General features: G+C 55.7%; 21 protein-coding genes and 2 pseudogenes. 8 read left to right on the forward strand and 15 right to left on the reverse strand.

Features of this window, described 5'->3' with window-relative positions:
- The first annotated feature begins 402 nt into the window (after positions 1-402).
- The 3 genes and pseudogenes from ABK821_RS10910 to ABK821_RS10920 all read left to right on the forward strand — a co-directional run bounded on the left by ABK821_RS10910 (position 403) and on the right by ABK821_RS10920 (position 2,574).
- Positions 403-567: a hypothetical protein gene (locus tag ABK821_RS10910; protein ID WP_343178674.1), complete on the forward strand. Its 165-nt coding sequence runs from the start codon at positions 403-405 to the stop codon at positions 565-567.
- A gap of 139 nt (positions 568-706) precedes the next feature.
- Positions 707-2,153: pseudogene (locus tag ABK821_RS10915) on the forward strand (sugar porter family MFS transporter).
- Positions 2,143-2,574 (forward strand): PTS sugar transporter subunit IIA, encoded by a 432-nt coding sequence (locus tag ABK821_RS10920; protein WP_138360309.1) that lies wholly within the window; start codon positions 2,143-2,145, stop codon positions 2,572-2,574. Before ABK821_RS10915 ends, ABK821_RS10920 begins: the two are co-directional and overlap by 11 nt.
- Positions 2,575-2,746: 172 nt before the next feature.
- Here ABK821_RS10920 and pckA read toward each other — a convergent pair whose 3' ends face one another.
- A complete protein-coding gene (gene pckA / locus ABK821_RS10925; protein ID WP_343178675.1) occupies positions 2,747-4,387 on the reverse strand; it encodes a phosphoenolpyruvate carboxykinase (ATP) in 1,641 nt (546 codons plus the stop codon).
- 306 nt (positions 4,388-4,693) lie between these two features.
- On the opposite strand from pckA, the gene ABK821_RS10930 reads away from it, so the two are divergent.
- On the forward strand, positions 4,694-5,587 hold the full coding sequence (locus tag ABK821_RS10930; RefSeq protein WP_138360307.1) for a LysR substrate-binding domain-containing protein: 894 nt from the start codon (positions 4,694-4,696) through the stop codon (positions 5,585-5,587).
- Between the two features lie 86 nt (positions 5,588-5,673).
- On the opposite strand, the gene ABK821_RS10935 is transcribed toward ABK821_RS10930, so the two are convergent.
- From ABK821_RS10935 to hpxU, 11 genes are all read right to left on the reverse strand, one after another.
- Positions 5,674-6,411, reverse strand: coding sequence for a proteasome-type protease (locus ABK821_RS10935; RefSeq protein WP_138360306.1), 738 nt, complete (start codon positions 6,409-6,411; stop codon positions 5,674-5,676).
- Between the two features lie 18 nt (positions 6,412-6,429).
- Entirely contained in the window at positions 6,430-7,245 is an 816-nt protein-coding gene (locus ABK821_RS10940; protein WP_138360305.1) for a transglutaminase family protein, read from the reverse strand.
- Positions 7,242-8,171 (reverse strand): alpha-E domain-containing protein, encoded by a 930-nt coding sequence (locus ABK821_RS10945; protein WP_138360304.1) that lies wholly within the window; start codon positions 8,169-8,171, stop codon positions 7,242-7,244. The genes ABK821_RS10940 and ABK821_RS10945 overlap by 4 nt, the downstream gene beginning before the upstream one ends.
- On the reverse strand, positions 8,165-9,604 hold the full coding sequence (locus ABK821_RS10950; protein WP_138360303.1) for a circularly permuted type 2 ATP-grasp protein: 1,440 nt from the start codon (positions 9,602-9,604) through the stop codon (positions 8,165-8,167). Before ABK821_RS10950 ends, ABK821_RS10945 begins: the two co-directional genes overlap by 7 nt.
- Positions 9,605-9,919: 315 nt before the next feature.
- Positions 9,920-11,179 (reverse strand): allantoate amidohydrolase, encoded by a 1,260-nt coding sequence (gene hpxK, locus ABK821_RS10955; protein WP_138360302.1) that lies wholly within the window; start codon positions 11,177-11,179, stop codon positions 9,920-9,922.
- Positions 11,176-12,417, reverse strand: a complete 1,242-nt coding sequence (locus ABK821_RS10960) for an alanine--glyoxylate aminotransferase family protein (RefSeq protein ID WP_138360301.1) — start codon at positions 12,415-12,417, stop codon at positions 11,176-11,178. Before ABK821_RS10960 ends, hpxK begins: the two co-directional genes overlap by 4 nt.
- Before the next feature lie 15 nt (positions 12,418-12,432).
- Positions 12,433-13,170 (reverse strand): amino acid ABC transporter ATP-binding protein, encoded by a 738-nt coding sequence (locus ABK821_RS10965; RefSeq protein WP_138360300.1) that lies wholly within the window; start codon positions 13,168-13,170, stop codon positions 12,433-12,435.
- Positions 13,151-13,807 (reverse strand): amino acid ABC transporter permease, encoded by a 657-nt coding sequence (locus tag ABK821_RS10970; RefSeq protein ID WP_171034849.1) that lies wholly within the window; start codon positions 13,805-13,807, stop codon positions 13,151-13,153. Before ABK821_RS10970 ends, ABK821_RS10965 begins: the two co-directional genes overlap by 20 nt.
- On the reverse strand, positions 13,807-14,472 hold the full coding sequence (locus ABK821_RS10975; protein WP_138360298.1) for an amino acid ABC transporter permease: 666 nt from the start codon (positions 14,470-14,472) through the stop codon (positions 13,807-13,809). The genes ABK821_RS10970 and ABK821_RS10975 overlap by 1 nt, the downstream gene beginning before the upstream one ends.
- 9 nt (positions 14,473-14,481) lie before the next feature.
- The gene (locus tag ABK821_RS10980) at positions 14,482-15,267 is read right to left on the reverse strand and encodes a transporter substrate-binding domain-containing protein (RefSeq protein WP_138360297.1); all 786 of its coding nucleotides are present in this window, start codon (positions 15,265-15,267) and stop codon (positions 14,482-14,484) included.
- Between the two features lie 215 nt (positions 15,268-15,482).
- Positions 15,483-16,322, reverse strand: a complete 840-nt coding sequence (hpxU, locus tag ABK821_RS10985; RefSeq protein ID WP_138360296.1) for a MurR/RpiR family transcriptional regulator HpxU — start codon at positions 16,320-16,322, stop codon at positions 15,483-15,485.
- A gap of 169 nt (positions 16,323-16,491) precedes the next feature.
- Here hpxU and hpxW point away from each other — a divergent pair, with 169 nt between their 5' ends.
- Genes hpxW through hpxZ form a run of 4 tightly spaced genes read left to right on the forward strand, consistent with a single transcriptional unit; the run spans position 16,492 to position 20,050 of the window.
- Positions 16,492-18,075: an oxamate amidohydrolase gene (gene hpxW / locus ABK821_RS10990; RefSeq protein ID WP_308561361.1), complete on the forward strand. Its 1,584-nt coding sequence runs from the start codon at positions 16,492-16,494 to the stop codon at positions 18,073-18,075.
- A 9-nt stretch (positions 18,076-18,084) separates the two neighbouring features.
- Positions 18,085-18,273 (forward strand): oxalurate catabolism protein HpxX, encoded by a 189-nt coding sequence (gene hpxX, locus ABK821_RS10995; RefSeq protein WP_138360294.1) that lies wholly within the window; start codon positions 18,085-18,087, stop codon positions 18,271-18,273.
- Positions 18,270-19,667 (forward strand): AtzE family amidohydrolase, encoded by a 1,398-nt coding sequence (locus ABK821_RS11000; protein ID WP_343178676.1) that lies wholly within the window; start codon positions 18,270-18,272, stop codon positions 19,665-19,667. Before hpxX ends, ABK821_RS11000 begins: the two co-directional genes overlap by 4 nt.
- Positions 19,664-20,050, forward strand: a complete 387-nt coding sequence (gene hpxZ, locus ABK821_RS11005) for an oxalurate catabolism protein HpxZ (protein ID WP_171034841.1) — start codon at positions 19,664-19,666, stop codon at positions 20,048-20,050. Before ABK821_RS11000 ends, hpxZ begins: the two co-directional genes overlap by 4 nt.
- 161 nt (positions 20,051-20,211) lie before the next feature.
- On the opposite strand, the gene puuE is transcribed toward hpxZ, so the two are convergent.
- The 3 genes and pseudogenes from puuE to ABK821_RS11020 all read right to left on the reverse strand — a co-directional run bounded on the left by puuE (position 20,212) and on the right by ABK821_RS11020 (position 22,620).
- Positions 20,212-21,111 carry an allantoinase PuuE gene (puuE, locus tag ABK821_RS11010; protein WP_241675621.1) on the reverse strand — a complete coding sequence of 300 codons (900 nt, stop codon included), beginning with the start codon at positions 21,109-21,111 and terminating at the stop codon, positions 20,212-20,214.
- Positions 21,029-21,904, reverse strand: a pseudogene (gene hpxA, locus ABK821_RS11015) (allantoin racemase). Before hpxA ends, puuE begins: the two are co-directional and overlap by 83 nt.
- On the reverse strand, positions 21,904-22,620 hold the full coding sequence (locus ABK821_RS11020) for a GntR family transcriptional regulator (RefSeq protein WP_343178677.1): 717 nt from the start codon (positions 22,618-22,620) through the stop codon (positions 21,904-21,906). The pseudogene hpxA and the gene ABK821_RS11020 overlap by 1 nt, the downstream one beginning before the upstream one ends.
- Positions 22,621-22,742 lie beyond the last annotated feature (122 nt).

Raw genomic sequence — 22,742 nt, forward strand, 5'->3', positions numbered from 1 at the left:
GACAGGCTGGCATGGACGCATTCCCTCACCGCTCCCTTCTCCAGGATGTCTCAAAAATCGAACAAAAATTAAAATAAATACAACAATAGAATATAAATTTCATAATGGAGTGCATTCTCAAATGTGACACGTATCATAATTTTAACATTTCGTTTAACTATTGCGGAATTTTAGCGTTGGCTGAAATGAAAAAAATCACTTTGCATATCAATTAATTATAAAAAACCCCCTTTTGGCAGGATAAAGATAACATATTCTTTGTGCGCCAAAATCGAAATGAAATTTTCAAAATGTGATCTATTTGCATTTACATTTCATTAATAGTGGCAATAATATCCCTGATTACATGCACGCTGGACACCTTACTGGTGAAGCAGAAATCCTTACCCCCCGGAGGATGTGATGAAGAAAGTGAGCGCAGGCGTTATGGGTACAACGGATACGGTTTTTTGTTATCCCCACATCTGTTGGTATCAGGAATCTGCCGGGGATAGTGTAAACACCAACCCACCGGAGAACATCGCACATACTGATGATTTATTATTGATCAATACAAAACCTCTTTGACCGGTTTTATTTAGCGTCTTGCCGTAAGCGCTAAATAGTAGCACCAGGAACAAAAAATCGTTTCATAACAGTCATACGCAACGTGACTGGGATGACGCATTTTTATCTCGCGCCGTTAATCAAAACAAAAGGTATAAAAATGTCTCTTATTATGAATCTGAACCTACAACAGAGAAAGCGACTACACCAAATAACCTTAGTGGCAACATTTGGTGGCCTTCTATTCGGTTATGACACTGGCGTCATTAATGGTGCATTTTCCTCACTGAAGCAATATATGGCATTAACCCCGACGACTGAAGGTCTGGTAATGAGCGTGTTGCTGATCGGTGCCGCATTAGGCAGCGTTTTCGGAGGGAAATTCGCAGATTTCTTTGGCAGAAGAAAGTACTTACTCTTTTTATCACTGTTTTTTTTCATCGGCGCGCTGATGTCCGCCTTTGCGCCCGATATTACCGTGCTCCTTATTTCTCGCTTTATTCTTGGTTACGCTGTTGGCGGCGCCTCGGTAACCGCCCCAACATTTATCTCCGAAGTCGCGCCAACAGAGATGCGCGGTAGACTGACCGGGTTAAATGAAGTCGCAATTGTTGTCGGTCAACTCGCCGCCTTTGCCATAAACGCCATTATAGGCGTCGTCTGGGGGCATCTCCCTGATGTCTGGCGATATATGTTAATGGTCCAGGCCATTCCGGCTATCTGTCTCTTTGTTGGCATGTTGCGTTCACCGGAAAGCCCTCGTTGGTTAATCAGCAAAAAACGCGAGGAAGAAGCGCTGGAAATACTGAAACAAATTCGTCCCCTTGAACGTGCGGTGAAGGAATTCAATGATATCAAAACATTAATAAAGGCTGAGGAAGACAACAAGCTGACTTCGCAAAACGCCTTTGTGACCATCATTCATACGCCATGGATTTTTAAACTTCTGCTGATCGGCGTGGTGTGGTCTGCCATACAGCAGACTACCGGGGTCAACGTCATTATGTACTATGGTACAGAGATCCTGAGCACCGCAGGATTCTCAGAGAGAACCTCATTAATCTGCAACGTGCTTAATGGCGTGTTCTCCGTGGGGGGAATGTTATTTGGCGTGCTATTTCTCGTTGACCGGTTTAAGCGTAAAACCATTATTATTTATGGTTTTGCTATCATGGCCACGCTGCACCTTATCATTGCCGGCGTCGACTACACCCTTGTTGGCGATATCAAAGCGACGGCCATCTGGCTGCTTGGCGCACTGTTTGTTGGTGTAATGCAGGGCACCCTCGGATTTATCACCTGGGTGGTATTAGCTGAACTGTTCCCGCTCAGATTTCGCGGGCTGTCAATGGGCATTTCGGTATTTTTCATGTGGGTTATGAATGCCATCGTCAGCTACCTGTTCCCATTGTTACAAGCCAAACTTGGTTTAGGGCCGGTATTCCTGATTTTTGCCGCGATTAACTACCTGGCCATTATCTTTGTAGTAACAGCTCTGCCCGAAACATCAAATAAATCGCTCGAGCAACTCGAAGAAGAGCTGTCCACCAATAAATACGATGCACAAATCAACACTGCGACGAAGGAAAGCGGGTTATGATCGATAATATTACGCAAGATAATCTACATCTGTCGTGCCAGGCGAAAAACAAAGCGGAAGTGCTGGCAATGATCGGTGCTGATTTCAAGGCCAAAGGTTACGTCAGTGATGATTGCGTGGCTTTTCTTGGTGAAAGAGAGCGTCAGGTCTCCACCTTTTTAGGTAATGGCATTACGCTACCGCATCTGCCTAAATCAGCAACCAACATCATTGTTAAAACCGGCATCGAAATCTATCAGTTTCCGGATGGCGTGATCTGGGACAGAAATAACGTAATGTTTATTGCGATTGGCGTTATCGCCAAAGAGAGTGAACATATTGATGTTTTGAGAGATATTGCCTCGATCTTTAGTGATGAGATCATCGCAAAAGCGCTCTCCTTGATATCGAATAAGCAGGACTTCCTGAAAATTCTGCAGCAGCACTGATCGCTCGGGGCAGGAATGGCCACAGATCCTGCCCCTGTTACCGCGTCTATTTTGCCGACGCACGCCGACACCGCCCTCGCAGACGGGCAAAACGGTGTGATAACGGTTTTTTATTAAGAAAAACCCGGACGCTGTCCGGGTGACGCTCTGACGCTTCCGACGATAATATTAATTACGCCGCAACGGCTGATTTTGCAGGCGTCGGGCCCGCTAACGCTAACCGAGCTCCGGCTTCGGTATCCGTATATTGTTTAAAGTTGTCAATAAACAACTGTGCCAGACTCTCCGCTTTCTCCTGCCACTTATCGGCAGATGACCAACCGCTACGCGGATCAAGCAGCGCGCTATCCACGCCCGCAATGGCCTGAGGAATAGACAAGTCAAATACCGGCACGGTCTCTGCACGCATCTCTCCGGTGGTGCCGTTTAAAATTGCGCTGATGATATTGCGTGTATCACGCAAGGAAAGACGTTTGCCTTCACCGTTCCAGCCCGTGTTAACCAGCCAGGCTTCAGCGCCCACCTCTGCCATTTTCGCCGCCAGGACGCTGGCATACTGTGTCGGATGCAGCAGCAGAAACGCGGCGCCATAACAGGCTGAAAACGTTGGCGTCGGTTGTGTAATACCGCGTTCAGTTCCGGCCAGTTTAGAGGTAAATCCTGACAGGAAGTGGTACTGCATCTGTTCCGTCGTCAGGCGAGAAACCGGCGGCAGTACGCCAAACGCATCGGCGGCAAGGAAAATCACCTTCGACGGATGGCCTGCACGCGATACCGGCTTAACGATGTTCTCAATATGCGATAAAGGATAAGAGACGCGTGTGTTTTCAGTTTTGCTGCCATCGGCGTAATCAACGCTGCCGTCCGCTCTGACTACCACATTTTCCAGCAGCGCATTGCGGCGAATCGCGCGATAGATCTCCGGCTCGGCCTGCGGCTCAAGATTAATGGTCTTGGCATAGCAACCGCCTTCAAAGTTGAACACGCCCTCATCGTCCCAGCCATGCTCATCATCGCCGATAAGCTGTCGCTGCGGGTCGGTGGAAAGCGTGGTCTTGCCGGTCCCGGAAAGGCCGAAGAACAGCGCGACATCGCCCGCTTCACCGCGGTTCGCCGAGCAGTGCATCGACGCGATCCCCTGCTGCGGCAACAGATAGTTCATCACCGAAAACAGCCCTTTCTTCATTTCGCCGCCGTACCAGGTGCCGCCAATCAACTGAATATTTTCACTCAAATTGAAAGCCACAAAGTTCTCGGAGTTAAGCCCTTGTTCCTGCCATTTATCGTTGGTACAGCCCGCACCGTTGAGAACAACGAAATCCGGCGTAAATTCAGCCAGTTCCTCTGCGTTCGGCGCAATAAACATATTTTTAACGAAGTGCGCCTGCCACGCCACCTCGGTCACGAAACGCACCCCCAGGCGAGTCGCCGGACTGGCGCCGCACCAGGCATCAACAATATACAATTTTTTGCCGCTAAGCTGTCCGGCAACCCGTGCCTTGAGATCGGTCCAAATCTCAGTCGTTAACGGTTTATTATCATTCCGCCCCAGACCGGCATCAGACCACCACACGGTGTCACGCGTCACGTCATCTCTGACAATATATTTGTCACGCGGCGAACGCCCGGTAAAAATGCCGGTATCAACCGCGACCGCGCCGCACCCGGTCATCACGCCGCGCGCCTCACCGGTTAACTCCGCGCTGGTTTCATGTGCAATCAGCAAGTCGTAATCCGGGTTATAAAACAGCTCGCTGCTATTCTGAATGCCAAGCTCAAGAAGAGCCGCTTTTACTGATTCAATATGTGACATGGAACTCCTGACAAACAATTGGCTGGATAAGATGCATTTGCTTATTCAACCTGTTATTTACCACCGCCAGACTATTTTTAATAAACAATCCGCATTGCATTAAATAAACAGGCCAAACAGAGCCGGCGATTTAAAATCGTGCTCGCGTAGGGGGTCGCCTGTACTTAAGAAATATCGTTTAAAGAATAAGTCATAAGCTAAACTCCGGTAAAAATGTTAACACCTGTAGTTATTGATGTTAATTGCATAGTTTCTATGCGTTATGCTAAAATTGCATAGCCTTAAATGATATGTTGAGGAATAGCGGTGCTGGCGAATCTTGAAGTAAAATGGCTTTACGATGTGATTGCCCTGGAAGAGTCCAGAAGCTTTACCCTGGCGGCAAAAAGTCGAAATATTTCACAATCTTCCTTCAGCCGGCGCATTCAGGCGCTGGAAGCCTCGCTGGGCTTTAGTATCTTTGACCGCTCGGCAAACCCGTTACAGTTGACCAACCGCGGCAAAATTTTTGTCGGCTATGCGCGAAATATGCTTGATGATATGGATTTTCAAATCAGCCGTATTAAGGGATTAAGCAACACAACCCAAAAAATAAGAATCGATGCAGCACCTTCGCTTTCTGTTTTATTACTCCCCGAGATTATCGCCGGTTATACCGACAGAAAGAATAAAACATTTCATGTTGAATCGATTAACGTCAACGATGCGGTGTTCAATCTTAAAGAAGGGAAAAGCGATTTTATTCTGTCGTTTTATAACGAAGAGTTGATGAACTATCCGTTTATCAACCACAAAATTTTCGACTCCGCGCTGCATCTCGTTTCGCCCTGCGATAAAAATGGCCGGCCGCTTTTTTATTTACACCGCGGCGTGCTGCCGCTGATGAAATACGCCAACGACAGCTACATGGGACGGCAGGTTAACCAGGTTATTGACCGCAAACCTGAGATCACCTTTTCTCTGACTTTCGTTTCATCCATGAGCGAGCTGTTAAAACGCATGATCCTTAACGGAGACGGGGTTGGCTGGCTCCCGCAATACTCCATAAAGCGCGAACTTGAAGAAGGCCGCCTGGCGATTATGGATAAGAGCCTGTCGTTGCCGATCGGCGCCTATATCTATCGTTCCGGTTCACGACTCAACCAGTCCGCCGAACGCTTCTGGCACCATATAAAGTCCCGCAGCACTGCCACCGCGTAATTCATCCGCATTCAGCAAAAGCGCGAACCCTCAGGCAAAGCGAACGCGGGCCTGACACGCATCTGGCGGAAGCCGGCCAAGGCATATCAGTCACCGCCCGGCGTGAACGGCGGCAGTTTCTGAAACGTACCCAGCAGCCCCTCGGACCAGGCTTTACGAATAGTATTGAAATAAGGATCGCTGTCCGTTATTCGATGCTGTCCGGCGCTGCTCAGGCTGCCGCTACGGTATAGCAGCGTATCCAGCGGCAGCCCAACCGAAAGATTACTGCGCAATGTTGAATCGATTGAAATCAGCGCGCAGCACATCGCCTGCTCCAGCGGCGTATCCATCGTCAGTACCCGGTCAATAATCGGCTTGCCGTATTTACTCTCGCCAATCTGGAAATAGGGCGTATCGCGCGTCGCCTCGATAAAGTTACCTTCCGGATAGATATGAAAAAGACGGTGCGTTTCCCCGGCAATCTGTCCACCGAGCAGCAGATTGCAGTTGAAATTGGTATTGCCGCAGTTTTGCTGATTGCTGCTGTCACGCTGAATCACCTCCTGTAACGTTTTGCCGATTAACATCGCCGCATCGTATAACGAAGTGACCTGCATCAGGTTCGGCTCCTGCTGAGTGCGAATGCGCGCATTGAGCAGGCTAATCACGCTCTGCGTGGTGGCCAGGTTGCCCGCAGATTGCAGCACCATGACGCGCTCGCCATCCTGATGGAAAACGTGCAGTTTTTTAAATGTTGCAATATGGTCCACTCCCGCATTAGTGCGGGAGTCTGAGGCAAATACCAGTCCATCTGACAAACACATGGCCACACAGTAGGTCATCGTTCTTTGTTCCTGCCGTTATTGCTGCTGCGCCTGTTGCGAATGCTCGCGCACTTCAGCGTTAGTTAACATCACTTCTCCCCCGCCCCCAAGACGGGTACCGCGTACCGGACACGCATCAAGATAATCCAGCCCGGTCGCCAACCGCAAATGTTGATTCATATTGCGGGTATTATTGGTGATATCAAAAGAGTGCCAGCGATCGTTCAACCACACTTCCGCCCAGGCATGCATGGCGACGTGCCTGGCGTTGTCGCTATAGACATAGCCGCTCACATAGCGCGCCGGGATCTCCAGCGCGCGACAGCAGGCGAGGAATACATGGGTGTGATCCTGACAAACCCCTTTCGCCCGCGCAAACGCATCGGCAGCGGAATCCTGGACCTGTGTCGCCCCTGGCGAATAAGGCATTCTGAGCAGCAGTTCCGTCATTAAGCGGTTAAGACTCTCTTCCTGAGCATCCGGCAGGAACCAACGGCGGGCAAATTCGCGAATCTGGTCATCAGCACGGGTGAGCGGCGTACTGCGTAAAAAGACCAGCGGCGACAGCAGCTCCTGTTGTTCGGCGCCCATCTCCTCGCCCTCTTCCGCGATATCGACGATCCCGCTGGCGCGAATAACAATCTCTTTATGCGGATTATCCAGCGTCAGCACATGCAGGATGTTGCCCCACGCATCGGTGGTGGCAACCGTGGAGCCGTCCGGCAGCGTTAATGTCCAGGAGGTGATCTTTTGCCGCCCGTTACTGCGCGGCGTCAGGCGCAGATACTGGGTCGAAAACTTCACTTCTTCATCGTAGCCGTAGCGGGTCAGGTGATCGATAACCAGTTTCATAACGCCTCCAGATAAGTTTGTCTGATGCTGTCAGAAAGCGCGTTAATCCGCGCCAGCAGCCCATTGAGCGTAACCTGTAAATCGGCCTGCGCCAGATCGTCGCGAGTGCTGAAGCGCAAATCGACGTTGAGTTTATGCGCCAGGCGCAGCGGCAGGTATGAACGATCGTTGGCAATCTGTTCCAGTTGCCCGACCAGGTCGGAAATACTGGCTCTCAGCGATCTCGGCACATCATTACGTAAAATCAGCAGTTCCATCACCGTCTCACGGGTTAGCGGCTGACGGTAAATACTGTTGTAGGCCTCGCGGGCGCTGACCGCGTTGAGCAGGGTATCCAGCCGGTAATACTCACGCACCGGGTCCGGGTCGCTGTTCAGCTGCTGATCCTTAATCAACAGGAGTTGTGCGGTGGCGGACGCCCGCTCAATCAGCGTACCGATACCGATAAAGCTTAATGCGTCGTTACGCAGCAGGGTGCCGAGGATCGCCCCGCGAAACAGATGTACCCGCTCTTTTACCCATTCGAAAAAAGCGTCGTTACCCAGTTCGCCGATCCCCTGCTGGCGCAGTTTGCGCAGCTCAATACGCGTGGCGTTGATACTTTCCCACACTTCCGCCGACAGACTACCGCGCACCGCATGGGCATTATTCCACGCCATTTCGACGCAGCTAAAAATGCTGTACGGATTGTTCCCGTCAAGGGCGAAAAAATTAAGCAGATTGCTCATGGTGAAACGCGCGTGTCGCGCCTGAAATAACTCGTGGGTCAGCGACAAGTTTAGCGGTAAGGCCAAATCCCGCGACTGCTGGCTATGGCGGGGGATCATCGACAGCTTCCAGGTCACATCCAGTACCCGGGCATAGCTTTCCGCGCGCTCAAGATAACGCGCCATCCAGAAGAGTTCACTCGCTGTGCGGCTTAGCATGATGCATCATCCTCCATTACCCAGGTATCCTTAGTACCGCCGCCCTGCGACGAGTTCACTACCAGCGAACCTTCGGTTAGCGCCACGCGCGTGAGTCCGCCAGGCACCAGGCGGATCTCCTGGCCGGAGAGAACAAAAGGACGTAAATCAATGTGGCGTGGCGCCAGACCATCCTCGATAAACGTTGGACAAGTCGACAACGCCAGGGTGTCCTGGCCAATATAGTTGGCCGGGTTCGCCAGCAGACGCTGGCGAAACACTTCGCGCTCCTCTTTGGTTGAACGCGGGCCGACCAGCATGCCATAGCCCCCGGCGCCGTGAACCTCCTTCACCACCATCCGTTCAAGGTTGCTCAGCACGTAGCGAAGATCGTCCTCTTTGCGGCACTGCCAGGTGGGAATGTTACTCAGGATCGGCTGTTCGCCCAGATAGAAGCGGATCATCTCCGGCACGTAGGGATAGATCGATTTATCATCGGCGACGCCGGTTCCGATGGCGTTGGCCAGCACCACGCCCCCGGCGCGATACACCGACAACAGCCCGGGAACGCCTAACATGGAATCGGCGCGAAAGGCCAGCGGATCGAGATACGCATCGTCAATACGCCGGTAAATCACATCCACGCGCCGCGGTCCCTCGGTGGTACGCATATACACCGCCCCGGTTTTAATAAACAGATCGGCGCTTTCCACCAGCTCGACGCCCATCTGCTGAGCCAGAAAACTGTGCTCAAAATAGGCGCTGTTAAAGCGTCCCGGCGTCATCACCACCACGCACGGATCATCCACCGGCGAACTTTCGCGCAGGGTCTGCAGCAAATAGCTGGGATAACGCTCTACCGGCGCAATATGATGCTGTTCGAACATTTCGGGATACAGCCGCATCATCATCTTGCGGTTTTCCAGCATATAGGAGACGCCGGAAGGCGTTCGCAAATTGTCCTCCAGCACGTAATACTGGCCGTCGCTGTTGCGTACCATATCCACCCCGGTGATATGGGCATAGGTGTTATTGGGTAAATTAATCCCCTGCATACAGGGCTGATACTGTTCGTTGGCCAGCACCTGTTCCGCCGGAATCAGCCCCGCGCGCAGGATATTCTGGTCGTGATAGATATCGTAAAGGAAAGCATTCAGGGCTTTCACCCGCTGGCGAATGCCAAGGTCGATCCGCTGCCACTCGGTGGCGGGAATAATGCGCGGCACGCTGTCAAAAGGGATCAGTCGTTCAGTGCCCTCATCCTCACCGTAGACGTTAAAAGTGATGCCTATTCGGTGAAAGAGTAGCTCAGCCTGCTCTTTTTTCTGCCGGATAGAGAATTGATCGGTGTTGCGAAACCATTGCCACCAGGCGTTATAGTGCTGGCGCTGCTCTCCCTGTGCGGTAAGCATCTCATCATAATAATGCCCGTCTGGAAGCGTTATTTTTATCATGACCGTCTCCTCCGGTTATACTCATTTTGAGGTAATTCCGCTAAGAGATAAGCATTAATTATGCCAGGTAACGCAGCGTATCGCCGCGGCGCAATGCCGTTACACCTTTTTGCATATTTGAATAAATAATAACCAGACGCTTTGCTTATTTATGGCATGTTCCTTGCCTGAAATGCACCACAATAGTGCAAACTGACTCGCGCGATGCTAACCCCGCGGGGTAGCGGACGATCCCCCCAACGCCGCGAATGCCGGGACGCCCCCGGAAAAGGGCGTTATCCCGACAATACCCGCCGCCAGCACTTGCGGGATAACCTATTTCGCCGCCAGTTCCGACACCGCGAGGAAATAAGCCTCGATCGCCAGCGCCACATCGTCGACGGTAACTGACTCGGCAGGATGATGGCTGACGCCACCTTTGCAGCGAACAAACAGCATTGCCGACGGCCAGCGTTCGGCAATGGCGATGGCATCATGCCCGGCGCCGCTCGGCAGCGTCAGCGACCGCCCCTGAACCCTGCGCACCGCCGCGCTTAATACCTGCTGTAATCCGCTATCGCAGGCGGTCGCGGCAATACGGTAAAACTCTTCCGCGCGGAATCGCAACTGACGACGGGCGGCGATCTCCTCCCCCCGCATCAGCAGCGTGGTCAGGAGCGCATCCAGCGGCCGATCGTTCGGCCCGCGAATATCGAGGGTCAGCGTCACTTCGCCGGGAATAACGTTGACCGCGCCAGGCGCACAGCGCAGCGTACCCACCGTGGCAACAAGGTTCTCCCCGTACTCGCGGGTCATGGTCTCTGTCAGCACCATCCACTCTGCCGCCGCCGCCAGCGCATCTTTACGGTGGTTCATCGGCACCGTCCCCGCGTGCCCCGCCTCGCCGGTAAAGCAGCAGTTCAGGCGACGCGCGCCGTTGATCGCCTCCACCACGCCCAGCGCCAGCCCCTCCTGCTCCAGACACGGGCCCTGTTCGATATGCAGTTCCAGATAGGCGGCAATCTCCTCCACGCTGCGGGCGGCAAGATGAATGCGCGACGGATCCAGCCCGGCCAGCACCATTGCCTGCCCCACGCTGACGCCGTCGGCATCGGTCTGCGCCAGCCAGCCATCTGGCCAGGTACCGGTCAGCCCGCGACTGCCGAGCAGCGTGATACCAAAACGCGTCCCCTCTTCATCGCCAAAACCGACAATTTCTATCGCCTTCGTCAGACGCCGTCCCTGCTGATGCAGGCGATGCACCACTTCAATCGCCGTCAGCACGCCGAGCATCCCGTCGTAACGACCGGCATTGCGCACGGTGTCAAGATGCGATCCCAGCAAAATGGCGGGGGCGCCTTCCCGCTCTCCCTCGTAGCGCCCGCAAATATTGCCGACGCTGTCCTGCCAGACGATCATACCGGCCTGGGCCATCCACAACCCCACCTGCTGATTAGCCTGTAGATGCTGCGGCGACAGATATACCCGGGTCAGGGCGTCCGCTGTTTCGCTGATCGCGGCCAGCTCATCGGCGCGGGCCATCACCCGCGCAGCGGCCTGCTGCATCTCCGCCTGCTGGCGTGTTGTTTGACTCATTGCGCGCTCTCGGTGCGATAGTGATCCCATGCCGCCTGCATCGCCGCACCCTGGACGGTCGGAAATTTAAGATAGTTCAGCACTGACTCCAGCGCGCTAAGCGTGGTCATCACGCAGTCTTTACGCGCGTTGTAGCCCATGGTGCCGATACGCCACACCTTGCCGTGCAGCGGGCCAAACGAGGTGCCGATTTCAATGCCGAAATCTTCCAGCATCAGTTTTCGCGCCTGGTCGCCGTTAATCCCCGGCGGGATCACCACGCCAAGCACGTTGTTCATCTTATGTTTCAGGTCACCGAACGTCTCCAGCCCCATCGCCTGAATACCTTTTACCAGCGCATCCCCGTGCAGCTTATGGCGGGCAATGCCGTTATCCAGCCCTTCCTGGAGGATCAGCCGCGCGCATTCACGGGCGGCAAACAGCGCCGAGGTGGCTTCAGTATGGTGATTGAGACGCTCCGGCCCCCAGTAATCCATAATCATGCCGAGGTCGAAGTAGTTGGAGTAGACCATCTCATCGACGCCATCGAGGTGAGCATCGGTACGGATCCCCTCTTCAACGCACTTGCGGCGGCGAATCGCCTCTTCCATCCGCGCGCTAAGGGTAATGGGCGAAGTTCCGGACGGGCCGCCGAGGCATTTTTGCATGCCCGCCGACACCGCATCCAGTTGCCAGGCGTCGGTTTCCAGCGGGTTGCCGCCCAGCGAAGCGGTCGCATCGGTATAAAACAGCACATCGTAGCGGCGACAGATTTCCCCCAGTTCCGCCAGCGGTTGCAGCATGGTAGTAGAAGTATCGCCCTGCACCGTCAGCAGCAGCCGCGGGCGCACGCTTTTGATGGCGTCTTCAATCCGGTCCGGGGTAAAGACTTCTCCCCACGGCACTTCAATGGTGTGTACCTCCGCCCGGCAGCGGCGGGCGATTTCGCACAGCAGATGACCGAAGCGGCCAAAGACCGGCACCAGCACTTTGTCCCCTGGCCTAATCGCCGAAAGCAGAATCGCTTCAATCCCCGCCCGCGAGGTACCGTCGACCAGCATCGTCCAGCGGTTTTCCGTACGGAAGACACCGCGATACAGCGCCATCACCTCATTCATGTAATGGGTCATCGCCGGGTCATACTGGCCAATAAGCTGGCTCGACATGGCGCGCAGCACGCGGGGATCGGCGTTGATCGGGCCCGGTCCCATTAGCAGCCGCGACGGAGGGTTGATTTGCGAAAACTGAGTGATATCCATCGGAAAATCCTTTAATTAGTTGAGACCGCGCACGGATGAAATAAACTGCTTCAGTTCACTGGTCTGCGGATTAGCGAACAGCGTTTTACTGTCACCCTGCTCCCAGACGCGCCCCTGATGCATAAACACCACGCGGTCGCCCACTTCGCGGGCAAAATTCATTTCATGGGTCACGAGGATCAGCGTCATACCTTCCGCCGCCAGTTGCTCCAGCACTTTGAGCACTTCGCCAACCAGTTCCGGGTCCAGCGCCGAGGTGATCTCGTCGCAGAGTAAAACTTTTGGCGACATCGCCAGCGCGCGGGCAATCGCCACGCGCTGCTGCTGGCCGCCGGAAAGATTGGCCGGATAGTAATCAATCCGGTCGCCAAGCCCCACTTTTTCCAGCATCTGCCGGGCCAGTTCGCGGCACTCGGCGGCGCTCTTTTTCAGCACCCGGCGCGGGGCCAGCATCACGTTTTCCAGCGCCGTCATATGCGGGAATAGATTAAAGCTCTGGAACACCATGCCGATAGAGCGGCTGATTTCCCGCGCCTGGGAATCGCGATCGGTAATGGTCATCCCGCCGAGCTTAATGCTGCCTTCCTGATAGCCTTCAAGGCCGTTAATACAGCGCAGCAGCGTACTCTTACCTGACCCGCTGCGGCCGATAATCGAGATAACTTCACCCATATCGATATCCAGATCGACACCCTTGAGCACATGGTTATCGCCGTAATACTTCTGCATTTGATTAATGGTGATGAGAGGCATTGAACTTGTTCTCCAGATAACGACTGTAGCGGGACAGCGGATAACACAGAATGAAGTAACCCAGCGCCACCAGCGCAAAGACTTTAAACGGCTGGTAGGTCACGTTGGTCAGCATGGTGCCCGCTTTCGTGAGTTCGACGAAGCCGATAATCGACGCCAGCGCCGTACCCTTGATAACCTGAACGGCAAACCCTACCGTCGGGGCGATGGCAATACGCAGCGCCTGCGGCGCGACCACCCGATACAACGTCTGAGCAAAGCTCAGCCCCAGACAGCGCGACGCTTCCCACTGCCCTTTTGGCAGCGCGCGAATACTGCCGTGCCAGATATCGAGCAAAAAGGCGCTGGTATACAGCGTCAGCGCCAGCGACGCCGCGGTCCACGCTGACACATCAATACCAAACAGCGCCACGCCGAAAAAGGCGAGAAACAGCTGCATCAGCAGCGGCGTACCCTGAAACAGTTCGATATAGCCACGAATCAGGCGTTGCACCTGCCGCCCGCCGGTCAGGCGCAGCAGCAATAGCGGCAACGTCACCAGCGCGCCGCCGACAAAGGCCACCAGCGACAGCAGTACCGTCCAGCGCCCGGCAAGCAGCAGATTGCGGACAATGTCCCAATCGGTAAAGGTGGTCATCATGCCTGCACCCCCAGCCATTTACGCCCTGCCGCCATCAGTAACTGACGCATCGATATAGACAACACTAAATAGATCCCCGTGGTCACCAGATAGACCTCAAAGCTGAGAAAAGTGCGCGACTGAATCAGGTTGGCGGCAAAGGTCAGTTCCTCATAAGAGACCTGCGACACCACCGATGATCCAAGCATCACGATAATGCACTGGCTCACCAGCGCCGGATAAATGCGCTGTAACGCAGGCGGCAAAATCACCTGCATAAAGGTCTGCGTCCGGGTGAGTCCCAGTACCCGACCGGCTTCCCACTGCCCTTTCGGCGTCACCTGAATACCGGCGCGCACGATCTCAGTGCTGTAGGCGCCGAGATTCACCACCATCGCCAGCAGCGCGGCCTCGCCCGCCGTCATCTTTAGCCCCAGATTCGGTAAACCGAAGACGATAAAAAACAGCTGTACCACAAACGGCGTATTGCGGATCAGTTCAACATATCCGCCCCACATCCGACTAAACCAACTGGCGCGCCCGCTGCGAATGGCGGCGCCGAAGATGCCCAGCGTCAGGCCGCCGATCGTCGCCAGAACCGTGAGTTGAATGGTCACCCACAGTCCCGCCAGTAGCTCCGGCCAGTGCGGCCAGAGCGCAGAGAAATGAAGTTGCTCCGTCATGCCCGGCCCTTATGCGCCGAGGCTGGCGGGCAGCGGCGCTTTCATCCACTTCTCGGACAGACCATTCAGCGTGCCGTCTTTAATACCCTGTTCAATCAGCGTATTCACCTTCGCCTTCAGCGCCGGTTCATTCTTTTTCAGGCCGATAAAGCACGGCGAATCCTTCAGCATAAAGCTCACGACCGGCGCTTTAGTGGGATTCTGGCGGGAAATGGCCGCCACCACCAGGTTGCCGGTCGCCACATACTGTACCTGGCCGGAAAGCCAGGCTGACAGCGTGGTATTGTTATCTTCGTAGCGTTTAATCTGCGCATCTTTCGGCGCCACGCTGGTCAGTACCATGTCCTCCACCGCGCCGCGGGTCACGCCAACGCTTTTACCGCTCAGCGCCGCCGGATCCTTCAGCTCCTCGCCTTTCGGGCCAAACACACCAAGGAAAAACGGCGCATAGGCGCGGCTGAAATCGATCACCTTCTCCCGTTCCGCATTTTTGCCGAGACTGGAAATCACCAGATCAACCTTATCGGTTTGCAGATACGGCACGCGGTTGGCGCTGGTGACCGGCACCAGTTGCAGCTTGAGCTTCATCTCTTTGGCGAGATAGCGCGCCATATCAATGTCATAGCCCTGCGGCTGAAGGTCGGTGCCTACCGAGCCAAACGGCGGGAAATCCTGCGGCACCGCAATGCGGATAACGCCGCGCTTTTCAATATCCTGTAGCTGGTCAGCCCGCGCGGCTGACAGATTGGTTAACAGACAGGCGACCCCGGCCAGTGCGATCAACAGTTTTTTCATCGTATTTACCCGTTACGTTAGCATGAAACAAAAGATTCTTTAAATTAACTTTTGCAACTAATGTGCCAGGTAAATATCACGATAATGCAATCAGCCACTTCACAGTTAAAAGACGATAAAACAAGAAAAAAATCGACATAAAGTGGAAACAATACTGCGTTTCCTCTTTATGTCGATTGCACCAAAATAATGCAAAGCACCACGCTGGCGCCCCATTATCGCTGTTCGAGCTCATCCAGGTGCTGGTAAAGGTTGGCGATCTCGTGAATACGCGGACGGCCTTTATCGAGGATTTCGTGCAGGAAAGCATTCGCCAGCAGATTGATCAGGCTATTTACCGAGGCGTAGCTATCATAGGCCGAGACGCTATCCAGCGGCGCGCAAAGCTGCCACCGCGCCAGCGGAAACAGGCCATGCGCCTGCGGTTCGCACATTAACAATACCGGAATGCCGCGGCTCTGAAGCTGCTGCAACAGCGGACGAATAATGCGCGGACGGCGGCGAAACGCCATCACCACCACCAGGTCTTCAGCGGTTAAATCCACCAGCTCTTCGCTTAAACTTTGCCCTGGCTGCGGCAACACCTGAATCTGTCCGCGGGCCTGTAAAAGCTGCTGACGAAGATGCAGCGCCGCCGGCCAGGAGTTGCGCATACCGACGATAAAAATGCGTCGCGCGGCGACCAGCGCCTGAATCGCCCCGGCGAATTGCTGAACATCCAGGGCATTGACCCATTGCGTCAGGTTCGCCATCTCCTGTTTATAGTGGCGCGCCAGCAGCGTGTTACCCTGTACCGCATCGCGATTATCGGTGAGCGGCATTCCGCTCTGGCGCAAGGTACGCAGCTCATCGCGCATATCTTTATATTTCTCATAGCCCAGGCGCTTGAACAACCGGCTGACGGTCGCTTTCGATACGCAGCTCAGGCGCGCCAGTTCCGCGCTGTTGTAACTAATCAGATCATCGAAATGGTCGAAAATAAAATCCGCCACCCGCTGTTCCTGCGGCGATAAAGACGCGTACTGCGCTTTCAGTCGTTCATCAAGCTGTTGCATAAGACCTCTGTAACTTTCGTTTCACCGCACTATAGCGTTAACCGCTTTCATAATGCATGCCAGTTCCGCAAAAAATACGCATCGCAGACCACGGTTGAAACGTTATGTTCAGACATGGAACAGCTTTTGCAACCCCCATACGGACAATCCGCTTATTTGAGGACAACTCATGCAAAGTCATGTTGCCGCCCACGGGATGGCGGTCGCCCCCCATCATCTGGCCAGCCAGAGCGCGCTGGCGGTGCTGCGCGAAGGCGGGAGCGCGATAGAAGCCATGGTCGCCGCCGCCGCCACGATCGCCGTGGTGTACCCACATATGAATGGCCTCGGCGGCGATGGTTTCTGGCTTATCGTCCCGCCCGATGGCGACCCCATTGCCATTGATGCCAGCGGCGCTGCAGGTTCGCTGGCGACGCCCCAGGCCTATGCCGGGCTGGCGCAGATCCCCCACCGCGGCCCAAAGGCGGCGCTGACCGTAGCGGGCACCGTCAGCGGCTGGGATGAAGCGCTGAAAATTTCCCGTGATTTAACCGGTAAAGAACTGCCGCTGACGCGCCTGCTGGAAGATGCTATCGGCTACGCGGCGGACGGTATCCCGGTCACCGTCTCACAGGCCAGCGCCACAGCCGACAAACTCCACGAGCTACGTGAACAACCCGGTTTTGCCGAAACCTGGCTGGTGAATGGCCAGCCGCCGCAAGCCGGTAGCCGCTTTTTGCAACCGGCGCTGGCCAACACCTTGCGCCAGTTAACGGAGGAAGGCTTAGACAGTTTCTATCGCGGGCCGCTGGCGGAGCATCTGGCGCGCGGTATGGAAAAGTACGGAATGCCCGTCACCTTAAGCGACCTGCGACACCATCGCGCACGGCGCGTGCAACCGCTCAGGCTTGAACATCAGCACGGCGAACTGTGGAATCTCGCGCCGCCCACTCAGGGACTGGTTTCACTGGCGATCCTCGGCATAACCGATCGGCTGGCCATGACCGACGCCGACGAGGCCATGACCGTCCACCGCCTTGTTGAAGCCACCAAGCTGGCTTTTGGCCTGCGCGACGCGCATATCACCGACCCGCGCCATCTGAATGTCGATATCCAGAGTCTGCTGAACCCCTCAGAGCTTCAGCCGCTGGCTGACACCATCAACGACCAGCAGGCCGCACCGTGGGGGACGGGTAAAGGTCCGGGCGATACGGTGTGGATGGGGGTAATCGATAAAAGCGGCCTTGCGGTCTCCTTTATCCAGAGTCTCTATCACGAGTTCGGCAGCGGCGTGGTGCTACCGGAAAGCGGCATTGTCTGGCAGAACCGCGGGGCGTCGTTCAGCCTCGATCCGGCTCACCTGCTGGCTCTCGCACCCGGTAAACAGCCGTTTCACACGCTCAATCCCGCCGCCGCACGGCTTAACGATGGCCGGGTGATGGTTTACGGCTCAATGGGCGGCGACGGCCAGCCGCAGACCCAGGCCGCTATCTTCACCCGCTACGTGATGCAAAATGCGCCGCTACAGGAGAGCATCAGCCGACCGCGCTGGCTACTGGGGCGAACCTGGGGGCAGACCTCCGACTCACTCAAGCTGGAAGGCCGCTTCAGTACCGAAAGTATCGCCCGTCTGCGTGAACTGGGGCACGACGTTGAAATACTGACCGATTTTAGTGAAGTCATGGGCCACGCAGGGGCCGTTGTTCGCCATCCCAATGGCCTGATTGAAGGAGCCAGCGATCCGCGTAGCAACGGCTCCGCCGCCGGATATTAGGAGTCAATAATGAATATACCGCAAGCCGAATGGGACGTTTATCTTGCACAAATGGAACAATTGCTGGCGCTGGAGCTGGACGAGACCCGACGCGCTGAACTCAGATTGCAGTTTAGCCGCATTGCCGCCATGGCCGGTCCGCTGCTGGCCTTTCCCCTCGACGAACGCGTCGAAATCGCCGGAGTGTATAAAGCATGAAGCTACATGAATTAACTATCCACGACATACAGCGCGCACTGGCAAGCGGCGATCTCAGCGCCAGAGAGATTGCCCGCCATACTCTGGAGAGCATTGCGCGCGTTAACCCGCAGATCAACGCCTGGACCCACGTCAGCGAAAAGCGCATGTTCGCCGAGGCGGAGAATATTGACACCCTGCGACGGGAAAAAAAGCCCCTGCCCGCGCTGGCAGGCATTCCCTATGCGGTGAAAAATCTGTTCGATGTCGCCGGTCATACCACCCTTGCCGGCGCCCGGCTGTTTAGCGACCGATCTCCGGCCGTCGCCGATAGCTGGGCGGTGCGTCAGTTGCACAGCGCTGGCGCGCTGCTGTCCGGGATGCTGAATATGGACGCCTACGCTTACGGGTTTACGACGGAAAACAGCCATTATGGCGCAACGCATAACCCGCACGATCTTACCAAAATCGCCGGGGGATCGTCCGGGGGATCGGCGGCGGCAGTAGCCGCGGGGCTGGTGCATTTCACGCTGGGCAGCGATACCAACGGTTCCATTCGCGTCCCGGCTTCGTTATGCGGGATCTTTGGTCTGAAACCGACATTTGGCCGTTTGTCGCGCTCCGGTAGCCATCCCTTCGTCGCCAGCCTCGACCATATTGGCCCGTTTGCCCGCTGCGTTGGCGATCTCTCCGCGGTTTATGACGCGCTACAGGGGCGCGATCCTGCCGATGGTTTTCAGGCGGACAAAGCCAGCGAACGTACCGCTAATCTTTTAACTCGCGGCATGGAGGGGTTACGCTGCGCCACGCTCGGCGGTTATTTTTCGACCTGGTGCGATAACGATGCGCGCGCGGCGGTCGCCCGCGTCGCTCAGGCGCTTGCAGCGCATGATGAGCTGAACTTCCCGGAGGCCGAACTGGCCCGTTCGGCGGCATTTATTATCAGCGCTTCAGAAGGCGGTAATCAGTATCTGCCCGAACTCCGCCGCCAGCCCGAACGTTTTGAGCCGAACTCCCGCGAACGCCTGCTGGCCGGGGCGATGATCCCGTCGGCATGGTATATTCAGGCCCAGCGCTTTCGCCGCCATGCGCAGCAGGCGTTTAAAACCCTGTTTACCCACGCCGATGTGCTGATCGCGCCAGCTACGCCATGCTGCGCCACCCCCATTGGCGCCCAATTGATGGAAATAAACGGCCAGGCGTTACCGATCCGCGCCAGTATGGGGATACTCACTCAGCCCGTCTCCTTCCTCGGACTGCCGGTGGTCACGGTGCCGCTACGCACCCCGAATGGGCAGCCGATCGGCGTGCAGTTAATTGCCGCCCCGTTTAATGAACAAGCCTGCCTGCGCGTGGCGCGGGTACTGGAAGAGATGGGCATCACCGATGCCCGCCCTGCGGAGATTGCAGCATGATGACACAAGACCATATTAACCGGCCGCTGATTCTCGCCGAGGTCACCGCGGCGTTTTACCGCTATGAGGAGGCGCTGGTAAGCAATGATGTCGAGGTGCTGGACGAGCTGTTCTGGCACGATAAACGCACGGTGCGTCTGGGAGCCGGAGAGAATCTGTACGGCATCGACGAAATCCGCGCTTTTCGCGCCGCCCGGCCTGCCGCCGGGTTGCAGCGCGAGCTGCGCCACACCACCATCACCACCTTCGGCGAAGATTACGCGGTATGCAGCACCGAATTCACCCGTGAGGGGAGCGAACGCATTGGTCGCCAGCAGCAAACCTGGGTACGTTTCCCCTTTGGCTGGCGCATCGTCGCCGCCCATGTCAGTCTGATGAGCTAGGTCTTTTGTCCCTCCGGTGACGCAGCCGGACCGGCTAAACGCCCGCCTCCGGGAATCGCCCTCTCGTGCCAGCCCTCTCCCGAAAAGAGAGAGGGTCTCCAGCGTAGCCAGAGTTTATCTGTGGACTTTCCGGGCAGGAGGACACACGCATCCGCAGGCCATTACGCGCCGAACGGATGCACCTCGCGCCAGTGATCGGCAATCTGCTGACGGGTACAGACCCATACCCGTTCATGCTGCTGAATATAGTCGAGAAAACGCTGCAATGCGCGGAAACGGCCCGGACGCCCCAGCAGGCGGCAATGCATGCCAACGGACATCATTTTCGGCGCCTGTTCTCCCTCCGCATACAGCACATCGAAGCTATCTTTCAGATAAGTGTAAAACTGCTCGGCGGTATTAAACCCCTGGGCGGTGGCGAAGCGCATGTCATTGGCATCAAGGGTATATGGCACAATCAGATGGGGTTTACGCGTGCCGTCGCTGCACGTCACCTCGCTCCAGAACGGCAGATCGTCACCATAATAGTCGCTGTCATAATCAAAGCCGCCGTGCTCAACCACCAGTTGCCGGGTGTTCGGGCTATCGCGCCCGGTATACCAGCCGGTGGGGGGCTTGCCGAACAGCGCGGTTAATACCTGAACCGCCTTGTTCAGGTGCGCCCGTTCCTGCTCAATGGACATATTCTGATAGTGAATCCAGCGCCAGCCGTGGCTGACCACGTCATAGTTCGCCGCCTTAATCGCCGAAACCACATCGGGATGACGCGCCAGCGCCATGGCGACGCCAAATACGGTCAGGGGCAATCCGCGCTTGCTGAACTCCCGATGAATGCGCCAGAAACCGGCGCGGCTGCCATATTCATATAACGAGTCCATCGACATGTGGCGATCGGGGTAACTGGCGGCGCCAATAATATCGGACAGGAATTGTTCGGAACCGGCATCGCCATGCAGCACGTGGTTTTCCGAGCCCTCTTCATAGTTCAGCACAAACTGCACGGCTATCCGCGCGTTTTGCGGCCACCGCGCGTGCGGCGGATGCTCGCCGTAGCCGCGCAGGTCGCGAGGATAATCATCTGCCAAAAATACCATCGCCTACTCCTTCAATTTAAAATGGGTTTAGCGCCTGAAATTTGCCGCTTAACGCCTTGGGTTCCGGAAATGCCAGATCGCCCTGTTTGCTGGTGGACAGCCCTAACGCCACCAGCGACTCAACCATTTTGACCGCCGCGCTGACGCCATCGATGACCGGCACCCGCAGCTCATGGGTCAGTTCCTGCGCCAGCGTCGCCATTCCGCCGCAGCCCAGTACGATAGCCCCGCAACCATCTTCTTTCAGCGCCTGGATACAGCGCGCGCGCACCTTCTCCTGCGCCATGCCGCTGCCGTCTTCCAGCGCCAGCACCGGTAAATCAATGGCGTGCAGAGCGGCGCAGTGGTGCTGAAAGCCATATTGTTGCAACAAATGGCGCGCAATAATTAAAGTTCGCGGTAGCGTGGTCACGATAGAAAACCGGGTGGCGACCAGCGTTGCCATATGCATCGCCGCTTCCGCAATCCCCACCACCGGCCCTTGCGCCAGTTCACGCGCCGCCAGCAGGCCGGGATCGCCAAAACAGGCAATCACATGGCCATCCACGCCCTGGCGACGGCCAACGGCAATCTGCTCCAGCACGCCGACGGCGGCAATGGCTTCGTCAAAGTGTCCCTCTATTGACGGCACGCCCTCGCGAGGACAGACCGCCAGAATCTCGGTTCCCGGTGCGGCGACCGCTCTGGCTGCGGCGCCAATGGTTTCTGTCATCCCGGGACTGGTATTGGGATTAATCACTTGTATACAAACAGGCGGCATTATTGTTCCTTATAGGCGGCGAACAGCCGGGCAAAATCAGGTAAGGTGACACCAGATCGCTCAAAGCAAAGGCTGGCGACGATATGCTCAAAATGGTGCGTTAACGCGTCGCTCAGAGGCTGTAGCGCTTTGTCGCGCAGCAGTTGAATAAGCTGTTCATGATCGTCACAGCGACAGCCCTGACGCCACGGCGATCCCCATGCCGCAATCACTAATGAAGAGCGCTGGCTCAGACGGGTCACCATCTCAGTGAGCACCTGATTGCCGGAAATCGCCTGCATCTGAATATGGAACTCTGCGGAGTAGCGGATCGCCGCCGGGCCATCATAATTTTCGTGCGCCAGCTGCTCCTGACGGGTAATCGCTTCCAGCGCGGCGAGGTGCGGCGGCTGGCAGCGAGCCAGCACATCCGGCAAATTGGCCACTTCCAGCAGCGCCCGGGTACGGAAGATCTCCTGCGCCTCTTCAACAGTCGGACTGGCCACCTGTGCACCACGTTTGGGCGTTAACGTGACCATTTGCACAGTCGCGAGTCGTTGCAGCACCTTTCTGATCCCGGTGCGGCTCACGCCAAACACCTCTGCCAGCGCCTCTTCGGGCAGTTTGCTTCCCGGCGGCAACTGATGTTCGACAATCGCGGTCATCAACGCCTGATAGATTGATTCGTCTTTGTCATGCAGAGCTGGCGCGGTCTGCAGACGATGTTGATTACTCATTAACCACTCCGGTTTTAATCATTCGAACGCCAAATCGTATACATATAACGAAATTATTGCATACAAGATTATCTTTTTTGGCCTGATTCCTGCAACCGCCTCAGCGATCCATCTAACAGGGT

It is taken from the genome of Klebsiella sp. KE9456 (assembly GCF_043832615.1).
GTDB classification, from domain to species: Bacteria; Pseudomonadota; Gammaproteobacteria; order Enterobacterales; family Enterobacteriaceae; genus Klebsiella; species Klebsiella indica.